The sequence below is a fragment of the Herpetosiphon sp. genome (assembly GCF_003512625.1).
Classification (GTDB): domain Bacteria; phylum Chloroflexota; class Chloroflexia; order Chloroflexales; family Herpetosiphonaceae; genus Herpetosiphon; species Herpetosiphon aurantiacus.
This window is the reverse complement of the sequence record NZ_DOPT01000034.1, coordinates 1-25,148: the sequence shown is the minus strand read 5'-3', so window position 1 is coordinate 25,148 and position 25,148 is coordinate 1. Positions and strand designations below refer to the sequence as shown.

Genomic DNA, 25,148 nt, shown 5'->3' with positions numbered 1-25,148 from the left:
GGATGAATGCAGATATTGAGGACATCTACCCACTTTCGCCGTTACAACAAGGGTTACTCTTTCATAGCCTGTATGACCCAGATTCGGGAGCCTATTTTGAGCAATTTACCTGTCAATTAAGGGGAATCCTTCAGCTTGACGCGTTTCGACGGGCTTGGCAACACGTGCTTGAGCGCCATGCTGCTTTGCGCACAGTCTTCGTATGGGAAGATTTGGCAGAACCGTTACAAGTGGTCTATCGGGCGGTGCAGTTGCCCTTGGATTACCACGATTGGCGCGAATTAGATCCGCAGACCCATACGGCCCAGCTTGAAGCCTATTTCCAAACTGAGCGCCAACGTGGGTTTGATCTTAGCCAAGCGCCGTTATTACGGGCTAGTTTAATTCAGTTGAGCGATGATTGCTATCAATTTGTTTGGTGTAATCATCACTTATTGCTCGATGGCTGGAGCATGGCGCTGTTATTAAAGGAAGCATTTAGTTACTACAGCGCTTTCTGCGAGGGTCGGGCATTGCGTTTAGCCCAAACGCGACCGTATCGCGATTATATTGCATGGCTACAAAAGCAAGATCAAGCCAAGGCCGAGCAATTTTGGCGAGCCAACTTAAGCCCTATTTCAGCCCCAACGCCGTTGGTGATCGAGCGCCCGAATTATGCCTTGCTTGGGCCAGAACAACCATGCGAACAGCGGATTGTGCTCGATCTTGCGGCAACGGAAACGCTACAGATCATGGCCCGCCAGCATAAACTCACGATCAATACCATCTTGCAAGGAGCTTGGGCCTTATTGCTTGGGCGGTATAGTGGCGAACGCACGATCGTTTTTGGGAGTCCAGTTTCCAGTCGTCCTGCCCAACTGGCTGGTAGCAATGCGATGGTTGGTTTATTTATCAATACCATCCCTGTGTGCATAACCATCAAACCTCAGGCAGCGGTCAGTGAATGGCTCCAAGCATTACAACAACAGCAGGTCGAGGCCCAACAATACCACTATACCGGCTTGAATCAGCTTCAAACGTGGAGCGCAGTGCCACGTGGTATACCACTGTTTGAGAGTATTTTGGTGTTTGAAAATTACCCCTTGGCCGCATGGCAACAATCGGGCAATGCAACCTTGCAACTGCAAGATGTGCGCTTTATTGAGCAAACCAATTATCCACTTTCAATTGAGGCAGTGCTCGCACCAAATCTGGTGATTCAAGTGTTTTATGATCAACGGCGCTTTGAGCCAGCGACGATCACACGCTTGTTGGAGCATCTTCAAAATCTATTGCTAAGCTTTGCCACCGCGCCACAAGCTCGTTTAGCCTCAATTGATCTATTGACCGCTGCTGAACGACAGGTGATGCTGCGGGACTGGAATACGACGAATGTGCCGTTACCTAGCTCAATCTATTTACATAAGATTGTTGCGGCCCATGCCCAAGCTACTCCAGATGCAGTTGCATTGCGATTTGGTCAACAACACCTGAGTTATGGCGAGTTGAATCGGCGGGCCAATCAATTGGCGGCCTATCTTCGGGCGCAGGGAGTTCCGCCTGGTAGCTTGGTTGGGCTGTGTGTTGAGCGTTCGCTTGAGTTGGTGCTTGGAATTTTGGCAATTCTTAAAGCCGGGGCCGCCTATGTACCGCTTGATCCGCGCTATCCGCTTGAGCGATTGCACTATATGCTCAACGATAGCCAAGCTCAGGTTTTGCTGACTCAGCATTCGCTTAGCCAACAAATTCGCACTGAGCAACAACGGGTAATCTATCTTGATCACGATTGGCCAACGATTGCTCAATATCCCTCGTTTGAGCTAGCCGTACCACTTTGGCCTGAGAGTTTGGTCTATCTGATTTACACTTCTGGCTCAACTGGGCGACCTAAGGCAGTGCCAATTACCCATCGGGGTTTGGCTAACTTGGCCTATGCCCAAATTCAAGCCTTTGAACTTGATGCACAGCAGCGGATTTTGCAATTTGCCTCGTTGAGTTTCGATGCCTCGATTTTTGAAATCGTTATGGCACTCTGGTCGGGGGCAACCTTAGTGCTGGCTGATCAAGAGACTTTGTTGCCTGGCCCAAGTTTGATTGAATTATTGCAACAGCAAGCGATTACTCATATTACTGTGCCGCCGTCGGCATTAAAAGTGCTGCCCGAGGCAGAATTACCAGCATTATCTACGGTCATCGTGGCGGGCGAGGCTTGTCCGGCTGAGTTGGTGGCGCGTTGGGGTTTGGATCGACGCTTTTTCAATGCCTATGGCCCAACCGAAGCGACAGTTTGGTCGAGCCTCGCCTTGTGCGACGATCCAAACCAAAAACCCTCAATTGGCCGACCAATTGCCAATACTCAACTATATATTCTTGATCAATACCTGCAACCTGTGCCAGTTGGGATTGCTGGCGAGTTGTATATTGCTGGGCCTGGTTTGGCATGGGGCTATCTCAATCGGCCTGAATTAACTGCCCAGATGTTTGTGCCAAATCCCTTTAGTGCTGAGCCTGGCCAACGGCTGTATCGTTCGGGTGATTTGGCTTGTTTCTTACCCGATGGCTCGATTAACCACCTTGGGCGGGTTGATCATCAGGTTAAAATTCGGGGCTTTCGGATTGAAACAGGCGAGATTGAGCAATGCTTGTGTGAGCATCCTTTGGTTCATGAAGCGGTGGCGATTGCCCGCGATGAGCCAAATGGCCAGAAACGACTGGTGGCCTATGTGGTTGCCACGCCTGATAATCAACCAAGCAGCGCCGAATTGCGCACGTTTTTGCAAACGCGCTTACCAGAACATATGCTACCAGCGGTATTTGTGCTGCTGGCTAGCTTACCGCTAACTCCCAATGGCAAACTTGATCGCCATGCCTTGCCTGCACCGAAAACGACGCGCCATGCTGAACAAGCCTTGTTTGATGCACCCCAAACCGCCAATCAACAAATCTTGGCTGAGATTTGGGCCGATGTTTTGGGGCTAGCACAGGTTGGGATTCACGATAATTTCTTCGAGTTGGGCGGCGATTCAATTATTTGTATTCAAATTGTGGCCCGCGCCAACCAAGCTGGTTTGCGGCTAACCCCCAAGCAGGTTTTTGAACAACGCACGATTGCCAATTTGGCGACCGTGGTTGGCACTGGCCCCCAAATTCAGGCTGAACAAGGTTTAGTTAGCGGAGCCGTACCATTAACCCCGATTCAACAGTGGTTTTTTGCGCAAAACTTGCCAAATTTTCACCATTGGAATCAATCGGCCTTGCTCGAAGTCCGCCAGCCGCTTGATCTAACCTTGCTTAGCCAAGTGTTGTATCAATTGCACATTCAGCACGATGCACTGCGCTTACGCTTTCAGTTCGGTACAGATGGGTGGCAGCAAATAAACCTCGACCATGCTGCCACGCCCAGCATTAGCTTGATTGATTTAGCTGATTTGCCGCTTGAACAACAAAGCGTTGCAATTACTGAGCATGCTAATCAGCTGCAAGCGTGTTTGAATCTTAGCACTGGACCAGTGTTACAGGTTGCTTTATTCAATTTGGGAGCCGATCGGTCTGGACGCTTGTTGGTGGTGGCTCATCACTTAATTTTCGATGGGGTTTCGTGGCGGATCTTTTTTGAAGATTTAGCGACGGCCTACCAACAAATTGCTCAGGCCAAGCCGATTCAGCTGCCTGCGAAAACCAGCTCATACAAGGCTTGGGCCGAGCGATTGGTTGAGTATAGTCAATCAACAACCCTACAAGCCGAATTAACCTATTGGAATCAGCAAATTGGCGAGTTGCCAAGCTTGCCGATTGATTTCCCCGAGGCATTGGCTGACAATAGCGAAGCCTCGCAGGCCTTGGTGACGGTCGCCCTTGATGCGCCAACGACTGCCTTATTGCTCCACGAGGTGCCCAAAGCCTATCATACCCAGATCAACGATATATTGTTAACAGCCTTAGCCCGCTGTTTGAGTCAATGGAGCGGCCAAGCTGCCCTGCTGATCGATTTGGAAAGCCATGGCCGCGAAGATCTGTTTGACGATCTTGATCTATCGCGGACGATTGGCTGGTTTACAGCAATTGCGCCCTTGCGCTTAACCCTCGCAGAAAGCGGTGAACTTGGTGCTGATCTTCAATCAATCAAAGAGCAGCTTCGTCAAGTTCCACAGCATGGTGTTGGTTATGGTATTTTGCGCTATCTTGGGCAACAACCGATTCAGGCTCAGCCACAGGTTGGCTTTAATTATCTTGGTCAATTTGGCTATGGCTTGAGTGCTGATTCGCCGTTGGCATGGGCCTACGAATCGAGCGGAGCCGACCACGACCCAGCTGGGCTGCGACCACACCTGCTCGAAGTGGGCGGCAGTATTGTTGATGCCCAATTAACGATCCAATGGATGTATAGTACCAATCTGTATCGCTCCACGACGATTGAGCAATTGGCGCATAGCTTGATGCACGAACTACGGGCAATCATTGCGCATTGTTTGCAACCAGATGTTGGTGGCTATACGCCTTCAGATTTTCCTTTGGCCACATTGCCAGCAGCAGATTTGGCTCAGTTGAATGCGCAATATCGCCAAATCGACGATCTGTATCCGTTGACTCCAACCCAACAAGGTATGCTCTTTCATGCCTTATATGAGCCTGAATCGACTGTCTACTTTATGCAGATTAGTTGGCTCTTTGAGGGCAAACTTGATCTTGCGGCGTTTCAAGCTGCTTGGAATCACACCCTCAATCAGCATACAATTTTGCGCAGTTGCTTTGTCTGGCAAGGCTTAAGCCAAGCCTATCAGTTGGTGCATCCAACCGTGGAGATGCCGTGGGAGTATCTGGATTGGCGCGAGCTTGAACCTGAGCAACAAGCGATTAATCTGGCAGGGTTACTTGAGGCCGATAAAACTAAGGTTTTTGATCTCTCCCAAGCGCCGTTGATGCGGGTTACGTTGGTGCACTTAGCTGAGCATAGCTACCATTTTATTTGGAGCCAACACCATATTTTGCTTGATGGCTGGTGTACCAACATTCTGCTCAAAGAGGTGTTTCGCGCCTACGAGGCCTTGGTGCAGGGTTTGCCAATTCCGCTCAGTCAGCCAGCAATTCGGCCTTATCGTGAGTATATTGCTTGGCTGCAACGCCAAGATTTAGCCCAAGCCGAGGCCTATTGGCGTAAACGATTGCAGGGCTTTGCTAAAACTACACCACTGCCACCAGCCAGCGGAGCCCAACAAGCTGGCGTTGATTACGCTGTCCAGAAGTTGCCGCTTGATCCAGCGCTCACAACCGCGATCTATACGCTGCTGCGTCAACATCAACTGACGATGAACACGCTGTTGCAAGGGCTTTGGGCCTGTGTTTTGGCGCATTACAGTGGCCAGCATGATCTTGTTTTTGGCAGCACGGTTTCTGGCCGTCCAGTCGATTTGGCTGGAGCTGAGAATATGTTGGGATTATTTATCAACACCCTGCCGGTACGAGTTCGCATCCAACCAACCTTGTCAATCATTGAATGGTTACAGGATGTGCAAGCTCAGCAGGTTGAAATGCGTCAATATGAATATACACCAGTGGCGCAGGTTCAGCGCTGGAGCGAATTGCCGCCCCGTCAACCATTATTTGAAAGCGCTGTGGTGTTTGAAAATCTGCCGATGGATAGTAGCAATCAGGGTCAGTTTAATGACCTAACGATGAGCAATATTCAATCGTTTATTCAAAATAACTTCCCATTGACGATTCGCGGTGCGCCGAGTGCCACAACCTTCGAGTTGCATGTGCTCTACGATCGCCAGCGTTTTGCCACAACCACCGTTTTAGCGTTGCTAGGCCAACTTGAAGCCTTGTTCAAGGCCGTGCAACACCAACCAAGCGCCTCATTGGCCGATTTGGCCCAGCGATTAGAGGATTTTGATCACCATAACCAAAAAGCGCAAGCTCAACAGAGCGAAACCAGCAGTCTGCAAAAACTAAAACACGTCAAACGTAAGGCTATCCGTGGGCAACAATCTGAATAATGAAGGAGCATCAACCCATGACGACATCAGACGATAAAAAGCCAAGCCTCAAAGGCCAATTAGGTGCAGGTCGCCGTTCTGTGAGCGTTTCCCAAGAAAGTCTGATCAAATCGCAGCCTTTGTTGAGCGATAGTGCCTTGCCACTGCTGGTCACTCCCGCTGTCGAAGGCCTGAATTTGATCACCTGGGCTAATAGCCATCGCCCATTTATCGAAACCAATTTGGCCCAGCATGGCGGCATTTTATTCCGCAACTTCAACATTAAAACCCTCGAAGAATTCCAACGTTTTGTTAGCGAAATGTCGAATGAGCTTTTAGAATATACCTATCGTTCAACGCCGCGCAGCAAAGTCAGCGGCAATATTTATACCTCAACTGAATACCCCGCCGATCAATCGATTCCATTGCATAACGAAATGTCGTATACCACCAGCTGGCCGATGAAAATTTGGTTTTGCTGTTTGATTGCTCCCCAACAACAAGGCGAAACCCCGATTGCCGATAGCCGCCGCATCTATCAACGGCTTGATCCAGCGATTCGCGATCGTTTTGCTGAGAAAAAAGTGATGTATGTGCGCAACTATGGCGAGGGCATCGATCTTTCATGGGAGAACGTGTTCCAAACCGATAATAAAGCTGACGTTGAAGAATTTTGCCGACTTAACCAGATTGATTTTGAGTGGAAGAGCGGCAATCGTTTGCGCACGCGCCAAGTCTGCCAAGCTGTTGCCAAGCATCCCAAAACCAACGAAATGGTTTGGTTCAATCAGGCCCATCTCTTCCATGTGACCAGTCTGCCGGCGGCTGTGCGCGATATGTTGCTGGCAGAATTTAACGATGAAGATTTGCCACGTAACACCTACTATGGCGATGGTTCGCCGATCGAACCAGAGGTTTTAGCCGAAATTCGCCATGTGCTGGATCAAGAAACTGTGATGTTTCCATGGCAAGAAGGCGATGTGCTGATGCTCGACAATATGTTGGTGGCTCATGCTCGCTCGCCTTTTGTTGGCCCACGCAAAATTGTGGTGGGTATGGCCGAATCGGTTGATGCAGCGGCGATCTAAGTGAGGAAGGGATTACTATGTCGGATGCGATGATCGAGGGATTTCGGCTTTCCCCACAGCAACAGCATGTTTGGGCGCTCCAGCAATTGGATTCAGCCCAGCCTTATCGTACTCAGGGAACTATCGTGATTGAAGGCTCCCTCGATATTGCTCGCTTGCAGGCTAGTTTGTTGCAGGTTGTACAGCGCTACGAAATTTTGCGCACAACCTTTCACTATCTCCAAGGGATGGCCTTGCCGTTGCAGGTGGTTACCGAATTAAGCGAACTAGCATTGCCAAGCTATGATCTGAGCGAACATAGTTTGACTGATTTGCAAAGCCAATTGGCTCAGCAAGCCTTTGATTTTGCTGCTGGCCCATTGCTGCATGCCTGGCTTGGGCGTGAACATGCGCTAAAACATTATTTGCTGTTGAGTGTGCCAACGCTCTGTGCTGATAACCTGAGTTTGGTCAACTTAACCAGCGAGCTGGCGGCGATTTATGCTGCCGAGCCAACTACCGATGAGCCAATGCAATATATCGATATTGCTGAGTGGCAGCACGAACTATTGGAAGCTGAAGAAACCGCTGCTGGCCGCAGTTACTGGCAACAACAAACCTGGCACGATGCGATTACCGTGCGGCCAGCGTTTGTTGCCAATCAAGCAGCGGCCCAAACGTTTCAACCGCAGCAATTGCCAATTCCGCTGACTGAACAACTAATTGAGCTGCTTAATCAGGCAAGTCAAACTTTAGCTGTGCCTGCTTCAGCGCTTGCCTTGGCTGCTTGGCGAACCTTGTTGTGGCGCTTGAGTGATCAAACCAATGGTGTGGTTGGCGTGGTTTGTGATGGGCGCAAATATGCCGAGCTTGAAACCACGCTTGGTTTATTTGCCAAAGCCGTACCGCTGGCTAGCCCGTTGGCAGCAGACCAGCAGTTTGGTCAATTGGTCAAACAAGTGCAGCAAGAATATGTGGAGGCCTATGCTTGGCAAGAAAGTTTTCATTGGCCTGCAGAAGTGTCCAGTCAATTGGCCTTTTTCCCCTTTGGCTTTGAAGCGCTGACCACACCCAAACCGCTGGTGATGGCTAATCTCAGCTTTCAAGTCGTGCAGCAACGGGCTACGCTCAATCCATATGCAGCCCACTTAACTTGGTTCAACCAACCCCAAGGATTTGCCGCTAGCCTGAATTTTGATGCTGGGTTGATTGCGTCATCGAGTGCTGAACGGTTGATTGAGCAATATCAAACCCTTTTGACTGCTGCACTGAGCAACTTGAACACAAGCTTGGCTCAACTGCCAATTGTGGGTACAAACGAACGTCAACAGCTATTAATTGAATTTAATCAAACAGCCGAGCCATTTGACGCTGCACGTTGCTTTCATGAGTTGTTTAGCGCTCAAGCAGCGATTACACCTGATCACCCAGCGGTTGTGGTTGAAGACCAACAACTGAGCTATGCAGAACTTGAGGCACGTTCCAATCAACTGGCGCGAGAGTTGCTGGCCCGGGGAGTTCGCCCTGATCAACCAGTTGCTTTAGCCTTGGATCGCTCGCTCAACCTGCTGGTGGGTATTTTGGGTATTCTCAAGGCTGGCGGAGCTTATGTACCGCTGGATTTGGGATTGCCCAAAGAGCGTTTGGGCTTTATGCTGGGCGATATTCAAGCCTCAATTGTGGTGAGTGAAACCAGCCTGCAAGCCCAATTGCCTGAGCATGCTGCCGACTATCTTTGGCTGGATCAAGCTTGGCCGACGATTGCCGAGCATTCAAGCGAACCTGTTGCTGCTTCGGCGGTTCCTTCTAACTTGATGTATATCATTTATACCTCTGGTTCGACTGGCCAACCCAAAGGCGTTGGGGTCAGCCATCAAAGTCTTTATAACTATATTTCAAGTATTAGCCAACGGCTTAATCTGCCGCCACAGGCTAGTTTTGCCAGTGTCTCGACCTTTGCCGCTGATCTTGGACATACGGCGATTTTTCCAACCCTAACAAATGGTGGCACGCTGCACCTTATTACTGCTGAGCGAGCGAGCAATGCTAGCCAATTGGCCGATTATATGCAGCAGCATGCCGTTGATTGTCTTAAAATTGTGCCATCGCATTTGGCGGCGCTCTTGGCTGTGGCTGAACCTGCGCGAGTCTTGCCACGTCAGCGCTTGATTCTGGGCGGCGAGGCGGTTAGTTGGAAGTTGCTACAAACCTTGGCGCTACTTGCACCTGATTGCCAAGTATTCAACCACTACGGACCGACCGAAACAACGGTGGGTGTGCTAACCAATCCACTGAGTGCGAATTTGCCAAGTGCTCAATCGGCAATACCAGCCTTGGGTCGTCCCATCGCTAACACCCAAATCTATCTGCTCGATGTTCACGGTCAGCCTGTGCCATTGGGTATGACTGGCGAGCTGTATGTGGGGGGCGCGGCGCTGGCACGTGGTTATTGGCAGCGACCTGCGATTACGGCTGAGCGGTTTGTGCCCGATGGCTTAAGTGGCCAAACTGGCAGTCGCTTGTATCGTACTGGCGATGTAGCTCGCTATTTGCCTGATGGCAAACTTGAGTTTTTAGGCCGCGCTGATGATCAGGTGAAAATTCGCGGCTTCCGGATTGAATTGGGTGAAATTGAAGCAGCGTTGCGTAACCACACGGCGATTGAACAAGCAGCGGTGATAGTGCGTGATGATCCTGCTGGCGATAAGCGTTTGGTAGCTTATTTGGTTGCAGGCCAACAACGCCCACTTTCGTTACGCGAGTTGCGTAACTTTTTGAAACAGAGCCTGCCCGATTACATGGTTCCGGCGGCATTTGTGATGTTGGAACGACTGCCATTGAACGCTAACGGCAAACTTGATCGTCAAGCCTTACCAGCGCCTGAACAGCAACAAACCAAGGCTAGCACTCAGATTGTGGCTCCACGAACCCCCGTTGAGACAACATTGGTTGACATTTGGAGCCAAGTGTTGGGTGGCAAGTCGGTGGGCATTAACAATAACTTTTTTGAGCTGGGCGGCGATTCAATTCTGAGTATTCAAATTATTGCCCGCGCCAGCCAAGCAGGCCTTAAGTTGACACCCAAGCAATTATTTGATCATCCGACAATTGCCGATTTGGCGCAAGTGGTGGCCACCACAACAGCAGATCAACAAGCTCAGCAGCAATTGATAACTGGCCCTGTGCCGTTGACTCCGATTCAACATTGGTTTTTTGAGCAAGCCCTCGCCGAGCCGCAGCATTATAATCAAGCAGTCTTTTTCGAAGTGCGCTTTGATCTCGATCCGGCGATTTTGGCTCAGGTGTTGCCTGAACTTGTGCGCCATCACGATGCCTTGCGCCTACGATTTAGCCCGAGCGAACAAGGCTGGCAACAAGTTAATAGTGCCGATGTAGCGGTCGAGTTGCTGCACATTAATCTGGCCGCTGCGCCAGCCGAGCAGCAGCGCCAGTTGATGGAGCAAAAAGCCACTGAACTGCAAACTAGCCTTGATCTGATCAATGGCCCGTTGTTGCGTATGGCCTTGTTTGAGCTTGGATCCAATCAACCAAGTCGCTTGTTGGTGATTGTGCATCACTTGGCGATTGATACTGTCTCGTGGCAGATTTTGTTTGCCGATTTACCGCTGGTATACGAGCAAATTCGTCAGCAACAACCAATTAATTTACCAGCCAAAACCAACTCATTCAAAGATTGGGCTGAGCGCTTGCAACGCTATGCAGGTTCGGCTGAACTTGAGCGCGAAGTTGCCTATTGGCTTGATCCTACCCGCCAACAGGTTCGCCCACTACCAGTCGATTATGCTGCTGAAGCCCATGCCAATACGGTTGCAAGCACCCAAAATCTGAGCCTACATTTGAGTGTTGAGGAAACGAAGGCCTTATTGGAAGTGGTTCCTCCGGTCTATAACACCCAAATTAACGATGCGCTATTGGCAGCCTTAACCCAAAGCATCAGTCAATGGCAGGGCAATCCAAGCGTGTTAGTCGAGCTCGAAGGCCATGGTCGTGAAGATATCTTGGATGATTTGGATATTTCGCGCACGGTTGGATGGTTTACTAGTCGCTTTCCGGTGTTGTTGCAAGCGAGCAAATCAGCCAATGCTGGCGATAGCCTACGCGCAACTAAAGAACAGTTGCGCCAAATTCCACAGCGCGGGATTGGCTATGGTTTATTGCGCTATTTGCGTGGCGATGCCCAGCTGAGCCAGCAATTAGCCAATCTGCCCCAACCGCAACTGAGCTTTAATTATTTGGGCACGGTCGCCCACGATGTTTCGCAAACTGGTCCATTGGCTTGGACGAGCGAATCGAGTGGGCCAACCCGTAGCCCCGCAGCCTTACGCCGCCATTACCTTGATCTGACGATCTTGGTAACCGATCACATGTTACAGATGAATTGGACATATAGCCAAGCATTGCATAGTGCAGCGACGATTCAGCGCTTGGCTGAACGTTTTGTGTCCGCCTTACAAGCGATTATTCAGCATTGCCAACAACCCAATGCTGGTGGTTATACCCCTTCGGATTTTCCATCGGCCAACTTAAACCAAAAGAATTTGGATAGCTTTATCGCCAAATTACGCAACAGCGAGAACAGCACTCATGAAAGTTGAGAATTTAGAAGATATCTATGGTTTGTCGCCTATGCAAAAGGGGATGCTTTTTCATACCCTGCTTGTACCCAATTCGAGTGCCTACCAAAATCAATCAGTTTGGCAACTTGAGGGCCAGCTGAATCTGGCAGCCTTTGAATGGGCTTGGCAACAGGTTATCCAGCGCCATTCAGTGCTGCGGACTGCCTTCTTTTGGGAAGATCTTGAGGAGCCGCTGCAAGTGGTGTTGCGCCAAGTTACGCTACCATTGCAGATCATGGATTGGCGGGAATACTCGGCTGAGCAGCAAGCCCAACAATTGGAGCCTTGGCTAGCGGCAGATTTAGCCCAAGGCTTTCAATTAACTGCCGCACCCTTGCTACGCTTGAGCTTGATTCAAATCGGCCCGACCAGCTATTGGTTTTGTTGGAGCCGCCATCATCTCTTGCTTGATGGTTGGTCGCAGGCGATTGTGCTGAAGGATTTGTTTACCTTCTATGAGGTCTATTGCTATGGCGAGCAAGCCAGCTTTAATCAGCAGGCAGTTTTAGGCCCACGCCGCCCGTATGGCGAATACATTGCTTGGCTTCAACAGCAGGATCAGGCCAAGGCGGAGGCTTTTTGGCAACAACTGTTGAATAATTGGGCGGGGCCAGCGCGACTTAGTTTTGCTCGTCAAGGTCGTTCGCAGCACAGTTATGCTACCCAGCTGCTCCAGCTGGCAAGCGAATTAACTAGCCAAGTTCAAATGGTGATGCAGCAGGCCGAATTAACCATCAATAGCTTAATTCAGGGTGTGTGGGTTTGTCTCTTAGGTCAATATAGCAATCAACATGATGTACTGTTTGGGGTGACGGTTTCAGGCCGTCCGCCGAGCCTGCCAGCAATTGAAAGCATGGTTGGTTTGTTTATCAATACGCTGCCGTTGCGAGCTCAAATTCAGCCTGAGCAGCTGTTTCTCGATTTGCTCAAACAGGTGCAAAGCCAGCAGTTGGCCATGAGCCAATATGAGTATAGCTCGTTGGTTGATATTCAAGGCTGGGCCAAATTGCCGCGTGAACAAGCCATGTTCGAGACAGTCGTCGTGTTTGAAAATTACCCGATGGATACGGCGGCTTTTACCCAGCACTCAAGCCTTAAGCTCGATTTGCAGCGCACCTTTGTGCAAAATAGCATGCCATTGACCTTACGGGCAATCCCAGGCGATCAGCTAACCCTCGATGTGCTCTACGATACTGAGCGTTTTACCGTAACCCAGATCGAACGAGTATTGCACGATTGTCAGTTGGTGTTGCAAGCCATTGCTGCCACGCCAATGATTGCCGTTGCTGAGATTATGCACCATTTACAACAAGCTGAAGACCAATTTCAACAATTGGAAGAGCAACGATTAAGAGATGCTAATGCTCAGAAACTCAAAACGATCAAGCGCCGTTCGGTCGTTTCATAACTGGGGTTGTACCTCGCTGTTGGTCTCTATCTCGATATCGATCACGAAAGGGCTGGATCATGCAAACAGGCTCCATTGAAGGATTTCGCCTCTCTCCCCAGCAAAAACAGCTATGGTCGCTTAAATATTCAGCGGAGATCAATCCCTACCTTGCTCAATGTAGCGTTGATATTCAGGGGGCGCTTGATGTTCAGCGGTTGCAAGCTGCCCTTGAAGCCTTAGTGCAACGCTATGAGATTCTGCGTACCCAATTTGCCCAACTTGAAGGCATGAGTATGCCCTTGCAGGTGGTAGGCGAGGGCCAATTGAATTGGCAAACGCTTCAGGCTGATGATCGCCAAGCTGCGTGGGATGAAGCCTTGGGCAGCCCGATTGACGTGGCACAAGGCCCAGTGCTTTGGGCGCGATTAATGTCGTTGAGCAACGAACAGCACCAATTAATTTTGACTTTGCCTGCTTTGACCGCCGATTTAACCACGTTGAATTTACTGGTTTATGAACTAGAACTGTTGTACAGTCAAGAAGGTCAGCCTGATCAAGAAGTAGCTCAGTATATTGATTTGGCTGAATGGCTGAACGATACGCTTGCTACCGATGCCAGCGAGCCAGGCCCAGCCTTTTGGCAGAGCCACGATCTGCAAACTGTTGCAAACCCCGTTTTGGCGACCTTGGCTGACCCAAGCCCAAGTTTCACTCCAGCAATACACGAGCTGACCATTGCTACGCCCAATTTGCCGAGCCAGGAGCTGGCAAGTTGGTTGTTGGCGGCGTGGCAAGTGGTGCTTTGGCGCAATAGCAATCAAACCGAATTCCAACTTGGTTTGGGGCTCGATGGCCGCAACTATGCCGAATTAGAGCCAGCACTTGGCCTATTCGCCAAACACGTGCCATTCTTCGCCCAGATTAAGCCCGAATTGCGGTTTAGCGATTTGGTCAGTCAAACCCGAACCGCCTACCAACAAGCAACCACTTGGCAAGAATATTGGGCCTGGGAGCAATTTTCCGATGCTGCCGCGCACCATTTAGACTATTGTTTCAGTTATGCCAGCCTTCCGCAACCACCATTTGAACATGCTCCCCGCTTTAGGCTGAGTCAGCAGGTCTGCTATTTTGAGCGCTTTGTGGCCAAACTCGAATTACTCGAGATCGGCAATATGCTGCAAAGCCGCTTGGTCTATGATGCACAGCTACTCTCGGTGGAGTTTGTGCAACGTTTGGCGGAACAAGTAGCTACGGTTTGTCAGCAGGTTCAACAATCCGACCAGCTTTTGCTTGGCGAATTAGCAGTTGTTGGAGCCAGCGAACGCCAGTTTTTGCTTGAACTTAATCGTCGCTACCAAACCTTTGATCTCCAAGTAACTATTCCTAGCTTATTTGCGGCTCAAGCCCAACAACACCCAACCGCCCAAGCAGTGGTGTTTGAAGATCAATCGTTGACCTATCAGGAGCTTGAGGGTTACTCCAATCAGCTTGCATTGCAATTACGAGAGCACGGCGCGGCGAGTGAGCAGATTGTGGCGATCTATCTTGAGCGTAGCATCGCCAGCATTGTGGCAATTTTGGGGGTGCTCAAGGCTGGGGCTGCCTATCTGCCGATCGATCCGAGCGTACCAAACGAGCGGCTTGAACTCATGCTGGCCGATAGTCGGGCTGTGGTTGTGGTTACTGATCAGGGTTTGCAAACCCGCTTAGGCCATATGCAAAGCCCAATTGTATTAATTGATCAGCTGCTGAGCAACCCGCCCCAAGCTGATTTGGGCCTCAACGTAGCGATTCAGCCCGAGCAACTGGCCTATATCATTTATACCTCTGGTTCAACTGGTAAGCCCAAAGGTGTGGCAATTGAGCATCGTCAACTGGCTAATTATGTCCAGAGCATTATCCAAGAGGTCGATCTCCGACCTGGAATGCAATATGCCATGGTTTCGACGCTTGCTGCCGATTTAGGCCACACTGTGCTGTTTCCAGCCTTGTGTCATGGCGGTACGCTGCATTTGATTGCCCAAGATCGGGCGATTAACGCCGATGCCATGGCCGAATATATGCATGCCAAGGCCATTGATGTACTGAAGATTGTGCCATCGCATCTCACCGCACTTTTGGCTGCTAGCCAACCTGCCCATGTTTTGCCCAAACAACGTTTGGTGCTGGGTGGCGAAGCCAGCAGTTGGGATCTGATTGAGCGCCTTGAACAACTTGCACCAACTTGTACGATTGTTAATCACTATGGCCCAACCGAAACTACCGTGGGCGTGCTCACAACCAAACTAAGTGGTTGCTCACCTGCGGCGCGTGGCTCAATTGTTCCGCTTGGTCGGCCAATTGCTAATAGCTATGTTTATGTATTGGATGCTGCTCGGCAGCTTGTGCCATTTGGGGCAATTGGCGAGCTGTATATTGGCGGGGCTGGTGTAGCCCGTGGCTATCTCAATCGGCCAGAATTGACCAACGAACGCTTTGTGACTGATCGCTTGAGCACCAATCCAAGCGATCGTTTGTATCGCAGCGGCGACGTGGTACGCTATCGGCCTGATGGCTTGCTGGAGTTTTTGGGTCGCAGCGACGATCAAGTTAAAATTCGTGGCTATCGGGTTGAGCTTGGCGAAATTAGCCATACACTTGAACGGCATCCACTAGTCCAACAAAGCACGGTCCAACTGCGCGAGCACGCGAGCGGCGAGCAACAGCTGGTTGGTTATATTGTGCCAAATCCGGCCTTAGCCCTACCAGTTAGCAATTTCCTGCGATTCAAGCAACAAGGGATATTTGCTGAGCATGAACATTTTGAATTGCCCAACGGCATGTTGGTAGTGCACCAAAATCGCCATATGACGGTGCCGCTGTATAACGAGATTTTTGAAGATCAAGTCTATGTGACCCAAGGTATTCAGCTTAACGATGGCGATTGTGTTTTTGATGTTGGGGCAAATATTGGCTTGTTTAGTCTGTTTATTGGCCAAAACTATCGCAATATTCGGCTCTTTTCATTTGAGCCAATTCCGGCTACCTGCCAAGTGTTGCGTTTGAATGCTGAACTCTATGGCTTAAATGCCCAAGTTTTTGAATGTGGCATCGCCGATGCCGTGAAGCAAGAAACCTTCACTCACTATCCCCATTTTTCAGGAGCCTCAGGGCGTTTTGCTGATGTGCTCAAAGATAAAGCTGCCGTGCAAACCTTCGACTTGAACATTCGTAAGGAATATTTTTCAAGCACGGTTGGCGCGTTGGCAGGCGATCAAGAGCAAGCTTTTATGGAAGACTTTACTGAAGAATGGATGCAAGGGCGTTGGGATAGTGAACAGATTGTCTGTCAGTTACGCACAATTTCTGATGTGATTAGTGAACATAACGTGCAGCAGATCGATTTACTCAAGATCGATGCTGAACGCAGCGAAATCGATGTGCTGAAGGGAATTGCGCCCAGCGATTGGCCCAAGATTCGCCAAATTGCCATGGAAGTGCATAGTGCTGAATTGCGCGACGAGATTAAACAATTACTCGAAGCCCAAGGCTACCATGTGATTGCCGATCAAGCTGAGCAATTTGCTGATACAGCGTTGTTCAATATTTATGCCTTGCAACCAGCAGTCTATCAAGCCAACCAACAAGCAAGTGCTCGCCCAACGACCCCAACCTGGGCTTGGTGCAACCCGACGAGCATCATAAATGCGCTGCAACACTATAGCCACGAGACCCTGCCTGAGCCAATGCAGCCAGCAGCCTTGTTATTATTGCCAGCGATTCCACTGACCGCTAATGGCAAAATTGATCGTCAAGCCTTGCCTGTGCCAGAACAAACTATAGCGAATACGCTAACCACTAGTTATGTGGCTCCGCGCAACACCGTTGAAGATGTTTTAGCGGGTATTTGGGCCAAGGCTTTCAATCAGCCCCGCATCGGGATTCACGATAAATTCTTTGATCTGGGTGGGCACTCGTTGATGGCAACCCAGTTGATTGCTCGGATTCAACAGGCGTTTCAGGTGCAAGTGCCGTTGCGTAGTCTCTTCGATACCCCAACGATTGCGGGCTTAGCTGAGCAGATCGATGCCTCGTTACGGGCAGGCTCAGTTTTGCAGATGCCACCAATTACCGCAGTCGCCCATGATCGAGCCTTGCCGTTGTCGTTTACCCAAGAACGCTATTGGATTCTCGATCAATTTGAGCCTGGTAATCCAGCCTATAACGTGCCAACTTATGCCCGACTTAAAGGGCCACTTAGCCATGAATTATTGGAGCGAGCGTTAACCGAGATTGTGCAGCGGCACGCGATTTTACGCACAACCTTCATCGTGCTCGACGATCAACCGATGCAAATTATTCATCCTGAAGTGGCGGTTAGCTTACCTTTGGTGGATTTGAGCGACTTGCCAGTTCAAGATCGTGAACAACAGGCACGGCAGATTGTGGCCACTGAAGCCCGAACCTCGTTCGATCTGGCTCAAGGCCCATTGTTCCGTGGTCAATTGATTCGGCTTGATGAGACTGACCATATTTTGTTGATTATGATGCACCACATCATCACTGACGATTGGTCGAAGAATTTGCTGATTCAAGAGTTGACCGCCTTGAGTTGGGCCTACTTTCGCGGTGAACCTTCGCCATTGCCACCACTTGCGATTCAATATGCCGATTTTGCCCACTGGCAACGTCAATGGTTCCAAGGAGAAGTTTTGGAATCGCAGTTGGAGTATTGGGTCAAACAGCTTGAAGATGCGCCAATGGTGCTGAATTTGCCCTTGGATCGTCCACGTCCAGCCTTGCAGAACTTCCAAGGGCTAAGCCTGCCAGTCTATTTGCCGCGACGCTTAACCGATCAGCTGGCGGCGCTCAGCTTGCGTGAAGGCGTGACCATGGCCATGACCTTGTTGGCAGGCTTTCAAACCTTGTTGCATCGCTATAGCGGTCAATCGGATATCGTGATTGGCTCGTATATGAGTGGGCGCGGCCAGGTTGGTACTGAACATTTGATTGGCTTTTTCCTCAATACCTTGCCATTACGGGTTAGCCTAGCTGGTGACCCCAGCTTTGAAGTATTGCTCAAACGCGTGCAAGAAGTCTCGCTGGGAGCCTACTCGCATCAAGATTTGCCATTTGAAAAGCTACTGCAACGCTTGCAGCCTGAACATAATTTGAGCCATACTCCAATCTTCCAAGTTGGCATTCAACTAGTCAATGCCTTGAAATCTGAGGCTGAGTTGGGGGCGCTGACGATCAGCGACGTTGAAAGTAGCCAAACCAGCGTGATGGGCACGGCCCAGCTTGACCTCACCCTGACAATTCGTGGTTTGGGTTCCGATGAAGGTCTGAATGCCTCGTTTATCTACGATTCAACCATTTTTGAGCAGGCCACGATTGCCCGTATGGCTGGCCATTTGCGGCAATTGCTCGAAAGCATTGTGGCCCAACCTGAACTGCCAATTTCCCAATTGAGTTTGCTCGGCGAGAACGAAACTGAGCAGTTGTTGGATTCGTGGGCTGGTGATCACGCCCAATACCCGAGTGATGGCTCGATTCAGGCTTGGTTTGCCAACCAAGTTGCCCAGAAGCCAACCGCGACGGCGCTCGTATTTGGCGAGCAACAACTGAGTTATGCCGAGCTTGATCAGCGTTCGAGCCAACTGGCGGGCTATTTGCAAAGCCTTGGTGTGCAAGCATTTGCGACAGTTGGGATTTGTATGCAGCGCTCGCCTGAATTGGTAGTGGCGATGCTGGGCGTGCTCAAAGCTGGGGCAGGCTATGTACCGCTTGATCCAGCAACTCCAACCGAGCGGATTCGTTTTATTCTGCGCGATACGGCTGCTCCGGTGTTGCTGACCCAGGCCGCGCTCAAGCTCGATCTGGCTGATGCCGATTGGCAGATAGTGGCGCTTGATCAGCTTGATCTGACGGCTGATCACCCAGTACTCAACCCATTGCCAAGTAGTTTGCTCAACGATCTGCCTGTTTATACGATTTATACCTCGGGTTCGACCGGAACACCCAAAGGTGTGCCGATTTCGCAGCGCAATTTGTTGCCAATGTTGCGTTGGGGCCAAGCCTACTTTGGGCTAGGCCAGCATTCACGGGTGTTGCAAACCCTCTCGTATGCCTTTGATTTTGGGGCATTTGAGCTGCTAACGACCATGCTTTCTGGCGGAACCTTATTTATTGCCCCAGCTGGCCAACTTGAAGATTTGGCGAGCTATCGCAGCTTAATTGAACGCTGGCAGATTAATACGATTCATGCAACTCCAGCTTTCTTTGCTGAGGTTGTGGCCTTGGCTCAGCCGATGCCAACCCTAGAAATTGTGCACCTTGGCGGTGATGCTTTGCAACCAGCCTTGGTTAAGCAAATTCAGGCTTTGGTTGCGCCAACCTGTCGCATCTACAATGGCTATGGCCCAACTGAAGCCTCGGTGAATTGTGCAATTTATCAGGTTGAACCAGAACGCTTAGCCGACGTTGTAAATGTGCCGATTGGCCGAGTGACCGCCAACCATCAACTGTATATTCTCGATGCCCAACTCCGGCCAGTGCCAATTGGCGTAGTTGGTGAGCTTTGTGTGGCGGGGCCAAGCCTCAGCCAAGGCTATCTGAATCAACCAGCACTGAGTGCTGAAAAATTCGTGCCCAATCCATTTGCTGCCCAGCCAGGCCAACGCTTATATCGCACTGGCGACGTAGCCCGCTACTTGCCCGATGGCCTGATCGAACATTTGGGGCGCATTGATCATCAAGTCAAAGTGCGCGGCTACCGAATTGAGCTAGGCGAGATTGAAGCAGCCTTATTGAACCATCCTGCGGTGCAAGAGGCGGTAGTTTTGCCGACGAGTGAGGCCAGCTTAATTGGCTATGTTGTGCTGAAACAAGCAGGTAGCACGCCAACTAGCGAGCTGCGTGAATTTCTGCAACAGCGCTTACCCGGTTATATGCTCCCAGCGATACTTGTGCCACTTGAAAGTTTGCCGCGCACCGCCAATGGCAAAATCAATCGTCAAGCCTTGTTGGCTACCAGCGCACTACCAGAGCGTGAAACGCCGTTTGTTGCTCCCCAAGGTGAAATTGAAGAAGCCGTGGTGCAAATTTGGATGGAAGTGCTCAAACGCGACCAAATTAGCGTTCACGATAATTTCTTCCACATTGGTGGTCACTCGCTGTTGGGAACCCAAGTGATTTATAAGCTTGCCAAAGCCTTACAAATTAATATTTCGCTCCAAACCTTATTCAAGCATCCTACTCCTGCAACACTGGCGTTAGCAGTAGAAGATATCTTGTTGGAAGAGATCGAGCATTTATCAGATGAGGAACTTGCTTTACTCTCACAAGATCAACCATAGCCGCCGCGTCCGCAACGATAGCTTTCTTTTTAACTAATGAAGGGCGACAGCATGATTCACAATCAAGAATTTATCATTCGTAAATCTGATATTGCTAATCCACAAAGTCTGCCTGAATTGATCGAAACGCTGGTGAGTGGCGATGTATTACGTTGGTATGTTTCTAAAGTAACGGCTGATGAGCTGGTGGTCGAGGCCACGCTTTATAGCGAACATCTGGCCGACCCGCCCGAGAGTGTGCTTGGGCAGTTTTACCCTGGCAAGAGCGCTGTGTTGAACATTGTGCCAACCGGAGTTGGTTGTGATATTGGCGGGTATGCTGGCGATGCTGGCCCCGCCACAGCCCTGTTGGCCAGTTGCTGCGATTATTTAGTGACAAATCCCAATGCAGTTAATGCTTCAAATTTTATCTTGATGGATAAAAATTTAGTGTATACCGAAGGCTACTGCATTGATCTCTTCTCGCGTGGTTTGATTAACCTGCACCTGCCATATAGCAATAAAATTGGCTTGATTATCGAAAAAACCGATGCTGAGCACTTGGATGTGGTGTTTAATATTCTCAATACCGTTCGCGCAGTTTATGGGGTGAATATTGAAGAGTTTGTGATCACCGATGAGGCGATCGGTGGGCGTTGTATTCAGCATAGTTCTGGCAGCTATGTTGGCAGTATCGACAATCCGGCGACCTTATTCCGTGCTTGCGAGCAATTGATCGCCAAGGGTGTAACCGCAATTGCAGTCACCAGCAACATCCAAGATTTGCCTGCTGATAGCTATGCCGAGCACTTTTCGGGCCGACATCCCAATCCAGTTGGTGGAGCCGAGGCGATTATCTCGCACCTGATCGCCAAGAAATATCGCTTGCCCGCCGCCCATGCCCCGATGATTAACCTCAAGCAAATTGACCTTGAAGATCCGATTGTCGATGCCCGTGGCGCAGGCGAAATTACCTCGCACAGTGGGATGGCGAGCGTGCTAATTGGCTTAGCTCAGGCTCCGCAAATTACCGCTCGGCCAACTTGCCGCATCGCCGACACGATTAATATTAATAATGTTGTGGCAGTTGTGACACCTGCTAGTGCCTTGGGTGGCATTCCGGTGTTGTATGCCCAAAAATTTAATATTCCCGTGATTGCAGTGCACAATAATGCCACAATTTTGGAGATTACGCCCGATCGCTTCCCGCTTAATACCGTGATTGAAGTGCAAAATTATGCTGAAGCCGCCGGAATTATTATGGCGCTCAAGCGTGGCCTAAACTTGAAGAGTATCCTACGACCGTTGGAAACCTTGCGCTATCAGCGTCAGGCAGTCGCTACGACTGTCGTAAACGATGCAATGATAGCTGAACTAGCCTAACATCTTTGGTTGGCAACGATGGATCTGGGTCGTAGCAATACGGCCCAGCTTGGAGTACCCGACTGTGACAGACCAACTTCCTTCAGCACTCCCGCTAGTTGCACCAACTAACCAACCTGATCAATTCGATATGCTCCAGCGCTTGACTGGTTATACGCAGCATCAGCCTGAATTGCTCGCAATTGCAACCGAACATAAACGGTCACTCCTAGAGAAGCGTTTGAAACAATTACGAGGTGAATAATGTCTGAGCATTCAGATGATTCGTTGCGCAACCAGACTGATCCTGCATCTCGGCGAGTTCCGCTTTCGGCGGCCAAAAAAGCGCGGCTCGAAAAACGCCTGCGCGGTGATAGCGACAATCAGCAGGCTGAATCAAGCATTCCTCGCCTCGCGACCTATGATCAGGTGCCATTATCGTTTGCGCAAGAACGGCTGTGGTTTCTCAGCCAATACGAACCAACGAGCAGCAACGCCTATATTATTCCCTTGGCCGTGCGGATCGATGGCCCCATTGATCCATCGCTGTTGGAGCAGGCTTTGCAATTGGTGGTGGATCGCCATGCCAGCTTCCGCACCACGTTTCATGCGCAGAATGGGGTGCCGTTTCAACGGGTTGCCCCACAGCTGCCGCTCAGGTTGCCCGTGCTTGGGCTGGACGTGGCTGATGCGAGCGATGAGGCGGCGGTGTTGCAGGTCGTGCTGGATCAGCTTGTACCGCTGTTGCAGCTACCGTTTGATCTTGAGCATGGGCCGTTGTTGCGAGCGACCTTACTGCGTTTAGCTGCCGAATCGCATGTGCTGCTGCTGATTTGCCATCATATTATTAGTGATGGCTGGTCGATGGGGGTGCTGCTGCGCGATTTTGCCAGCTTTTTAGGCGCGTTACGCACCAATACTGCGCCGGATGTACCGCCGTTGGTGGTGCAAGCCCCGGATGTCGCGGTGTGGCAACGGCAACGCTTGCAAGGCCACTATCTGACGACACTCCAAGATTTTTGGAAGCAGCAGTTGGCGGATCTCGAACCATTGAATGTGCCTACCGATTTTGTCCGACCGGCCCAGCAATCCTATCGTGGGGCGACATTGAGTTTTCAGCTCCCCGCTGCGCTCAGCACCCAGCTTCAGCGTATGGCGCAACAGCATGATGTGACCCCATTTATGCTGCTGCTTGCCGCATTTCAGGCTTTTTTGGCGCGACTGAGTGGGCAACAGGATCTGGCGATTGGTTCCGTGCTAGCGAGTCGGGCCGATGCTGACCTTGATCCGGTGATTGGTTTTTTGGTGAATACCTGGACGTTGCGGAACAACATAGATGTAGCGCAGCCATTGGCGCAGCTCTTGCCCACGGTGCGACGTACCGTCCTGGCAGCGTTTGAGCACCGCGATTTACCGTTTGAGCAGGTGGTGCAACTGGTGCAACCGGAGCGTGATCTGAGCCGTTCGCCCGTGTTTCAGGTGATGATGACCTATCAAAACGTGCCGCAACGGCAGATGGAATGGGGGGATGTTCGGTTGACCCCGATTAGCCTGCCCAGCACGGTGGCGAAATTCGACCTAACTCTGGCGCTGAGCGAAACCCCCGAGGGTTTTCGTGGGGTGATGGAATATCGGAGCGATTTATTTCGGCGCAGCACGATTGCCACGATGGTTGCGCGTTGGGAAATGTTTTTACACGGGATTGTGGCAGACTTTACCACGTCCATTGCCCGATTGCCGTTGGTCTTGCCTGCGGAACGCAGCTTATTGCTTGATACGTTGAATGCGACCACAACCGCCTACCCACACGATCAAAGCGTAGCAAGTTTGTTTGCCGAACAAGCCCGCCTGTGGCCGGAGCGGATTGCGCTTCGTTTTGGTGAGCACAGCCTCAGCTATCACGCGCTTGAGCAACGGGCCAACCAGCTAGCGCACCATCTGCAACTGCTGGGTGTTGGGCCAGAGCATGTGGTTGGTTTGTGTGTTGAGCGCTCGTTGGACTTAGTGGTGGCGATTCTGGCGATTCTCAAGGCTGGCGCAGCCTATGCCCCGGTCGATCCGAGTTATCCCGTTGAGCGTTTGGCCTGGATGCTGAGTGATTTACAGCCAACGGTGGTGATTGCACAGCACGGCGTGCTCGACCGCTTACCGTCGGTTGCGTGTTCCGTGGTTGTGCTTGAAACCATAGCCGCGCACCTCGCAGCGTATCCCACGACTGCGCCAACCGTGGACATCAGCCCCGAAAATTTGGCCTATGTGATGTATACCTCTGGTTCAACAGGCCGACCCAAAGGGATTATGATCAATCAGCGGAACATTGTGCGATTGGTCCGCAACACCACGTATGCGGCATTTGGGCCAGACCAGGTTGGGTTATTGCTGGCAACAGTGGCATTTGATGCTTCGACGTTCGAACTTTGGGGGTGTTTGCTGAATGGTGGACGCTTAGTGATCGCCCCACCGCAGCAACTCAGCCTTGCCGAATTGGGCCACTTGGTGGAGCGCGAACAGATTACGACGCTCTGGTTGACCGCCGGATTGTTCCATCAAATGGTGGATCATGCGCTGGATCGATTGGGTTCGTTGCGTCAATTACTGGCCGGTGGCGATCGACTGTCGCCCGTGCATGTACACAAAGTGCTGGAACGCTGGCCGCAGTGTCGCCTGATTAATGGGTATGGCCCAACGGAAAACACCACATTTAGCTGTTGTCAGCAGCTTAGTGCAACCACTGACCTGGCGCAGGGCGTGCCGATTGGGCAGCCGATTGCGAACAGCACGGCCTATATTCTTGACCGGTTGTTGCAACTGGTTCCCATAGGGGTTGTAGGCGAACTGTATTTGGGTGGCGCAGGCTTAGCGCGAGGGTATTTAGCGCGTCCAGACCAGACGGCGGCGGCATTTATCCCGAACCCCATGAGCCAAACGGCGGGCGAACGCCTGTATCGCTCGGGGGATCTGGCGCGGTATCGCGATGATGGGACGATCGAATTTATTGGACGACGGGATCAGCAAGTCAAGGTACGCGGGTATCGGATTGAGCTGGAAGAAATCGTTGGCGTGTTGCTGGCACAACCACAGGTGGATGATGCGGTGGTGGTGGTGCGGGAGGATCGGGTTGGTGATCAGCGCTTGGTGGCCTATCTGGTGGGTGACAATCCGGCGATTGAGCTGATTGAACAAGCGGTGCAAGGCCAGGTCCCGAGCTATATGCTCCCGAGTGCCTATGTTGTGCTTGATGCCTTGCCGTTGACGGCGAATGGCAAGGTTGATCGGCGGCGGTTGCCAGCGCCGAGCTATGCCGCCATCGCGAACGATGATCCGCCACAAACCGATTTAGAGCAGGCGATAGCGGCGATTTGGGCCGAGGTCTTGGCGGTGCCGAGCATTCAACGCCAGACCAACTTTTTCCAAGTAGGTGG

Annotated in this window: 8 protein-coding genes; all 8 read left to right on the top strand. The window is 50.9% G+C overall.

Going from position 1 to position 25,148, the window contains the following annotated elements:
• The first annotated feature begins 2 nt into the window (after positions 1-2).
• Positions 3-5,975, top strand: a complete 5,973-nt coding sequence (locus DEF47_RS08290) for a non-ribosomal peptide synthetase (protein WP_012189423.1) — start codon at positions 3-5, stop codon at positions 5,973-5,975.
• A 17-nt stretch (positions 5,976-5,992) separates the two neighbouring features.
• On the top strand, positions 5,993-7,042 hold the full coding sequence (locus tag DEF47_RS08285) for a TauD/TfdA family dioxygenase (protein WP_012189424.1): 1,050 nt from the start codon (positions 5,993-5,995) through the stop codon (positions 7,040-7,042).
• Positions 7,043-7,059: 17 nt separating this feature from the next.
• Positions 7,060-11,637, top strand: coding sequence for a non-ribosomal peptide synthetase (locus DEF47_RS08280; protein WP_012189425.1), 4,578 nt, complete (start codon positions 7,060-7,062; stop codon positions 11,635-11,637).
• Positions 11,627-13,066, top strand: coding sequence for a condensation domain-containing protein (locus tag DEF47_RS08275; protein ID WP_012189426.1), 1,440 nt, complete (start codon positions 11,627-11,629; stop codon positions 13,064-13,066). Before DEF47_RS08280 ends, DEF47_RS08275 begins: the two co-directional genes overlap by 11 nt.
• Before the next feature lie 59 nt (positions 13,067-13,125).
• Positions 13,126-20,385 carry a non-ribosomal peptide synthetase gene (locus tag DEF47_RS08270; protein WP_012189427.1) on the top strand — a complete coding sequence of 2,420 codons (7,260 nt, stop codon included), beginning with the start codon at positions 13,126-13,128 and terminating at the stop codon, positions 20,383-20,385.
• Between the two features lie 51 nt (positions 20,386-20,436).
• On the top strand, positions 20,437-21,747 hold the full coding sequence (locus DEF47_RS08265; protein WP_012189428.1) for a DUF3326 domain-containing protein: 1,311 nt from the start codon (positions 20,437-20,439) through the stop codon (positions 21,745-21,747).
• Positions 21,748-21,811: 64 nt separating this feature from the next.
• Positions 21,812-21,991, top strand: coding sequence for a hypothetical protein (locus tag DEF47_RS08260; RefSeq protein WP_041304352.1), 180 nt, complete (start codon positions 21,812-21,814; stop codon positions 21,989-21,991).
• On the top strand, positions 21,991-25,148 hold a 3,158-nt coding region (locus tag DEF47_RS08255), incomplete at its 3' end, for a non-ribosomal peptide synthetase (RefSeq protein ID WP_287045066.1). The genes DEF47_RS08260 and DEF47_RS08255, both read left to right, overlap by 1 nt.

Coding starts and splice junctions, on each gene's coding strand:
- DEF47_RS08290 (WP_012189423.1), top strand. CDS start 3: ATGAATGCAGATATTGAGGACATCTACCCACTTTCGCCGTTACAACAA.
- DEF47_RS08285 (WP_012189424.1), top strand. CDS start 5,993: ATGACGACATCAGACGATAAAAAGCCAAGCCTCAAAGGCCAATTAGGT.
- DEF47_RS08280 (WP_012189425.1), top strand. CDS start 7,060: ATGTCGGATGCGATGATCGAGGGATTTCGGCTTTCCCCACAGCAACAG.
- DEF47_RS08275 (WP_012189426.1), top strand. CDS start 11,627: ATGAAAGTTGAGAATTTAGAAGATATCTATGGTTTGTCGCCTATGCAA.
- DEF47_RS08270 (WP_012189427.1), top strand. CDS start 13,126: ATGCAAACAGGCTCCATTGAAGGATTTCGCCTCTCTCCCCAGCAAAAA.
- DEF47_RS08265 (WP_012189428.1), top strand. CDS start 20,437: ATGATTCACAATCAAGAATTTATCATTCGTAAATCTGATATTGCTAAT.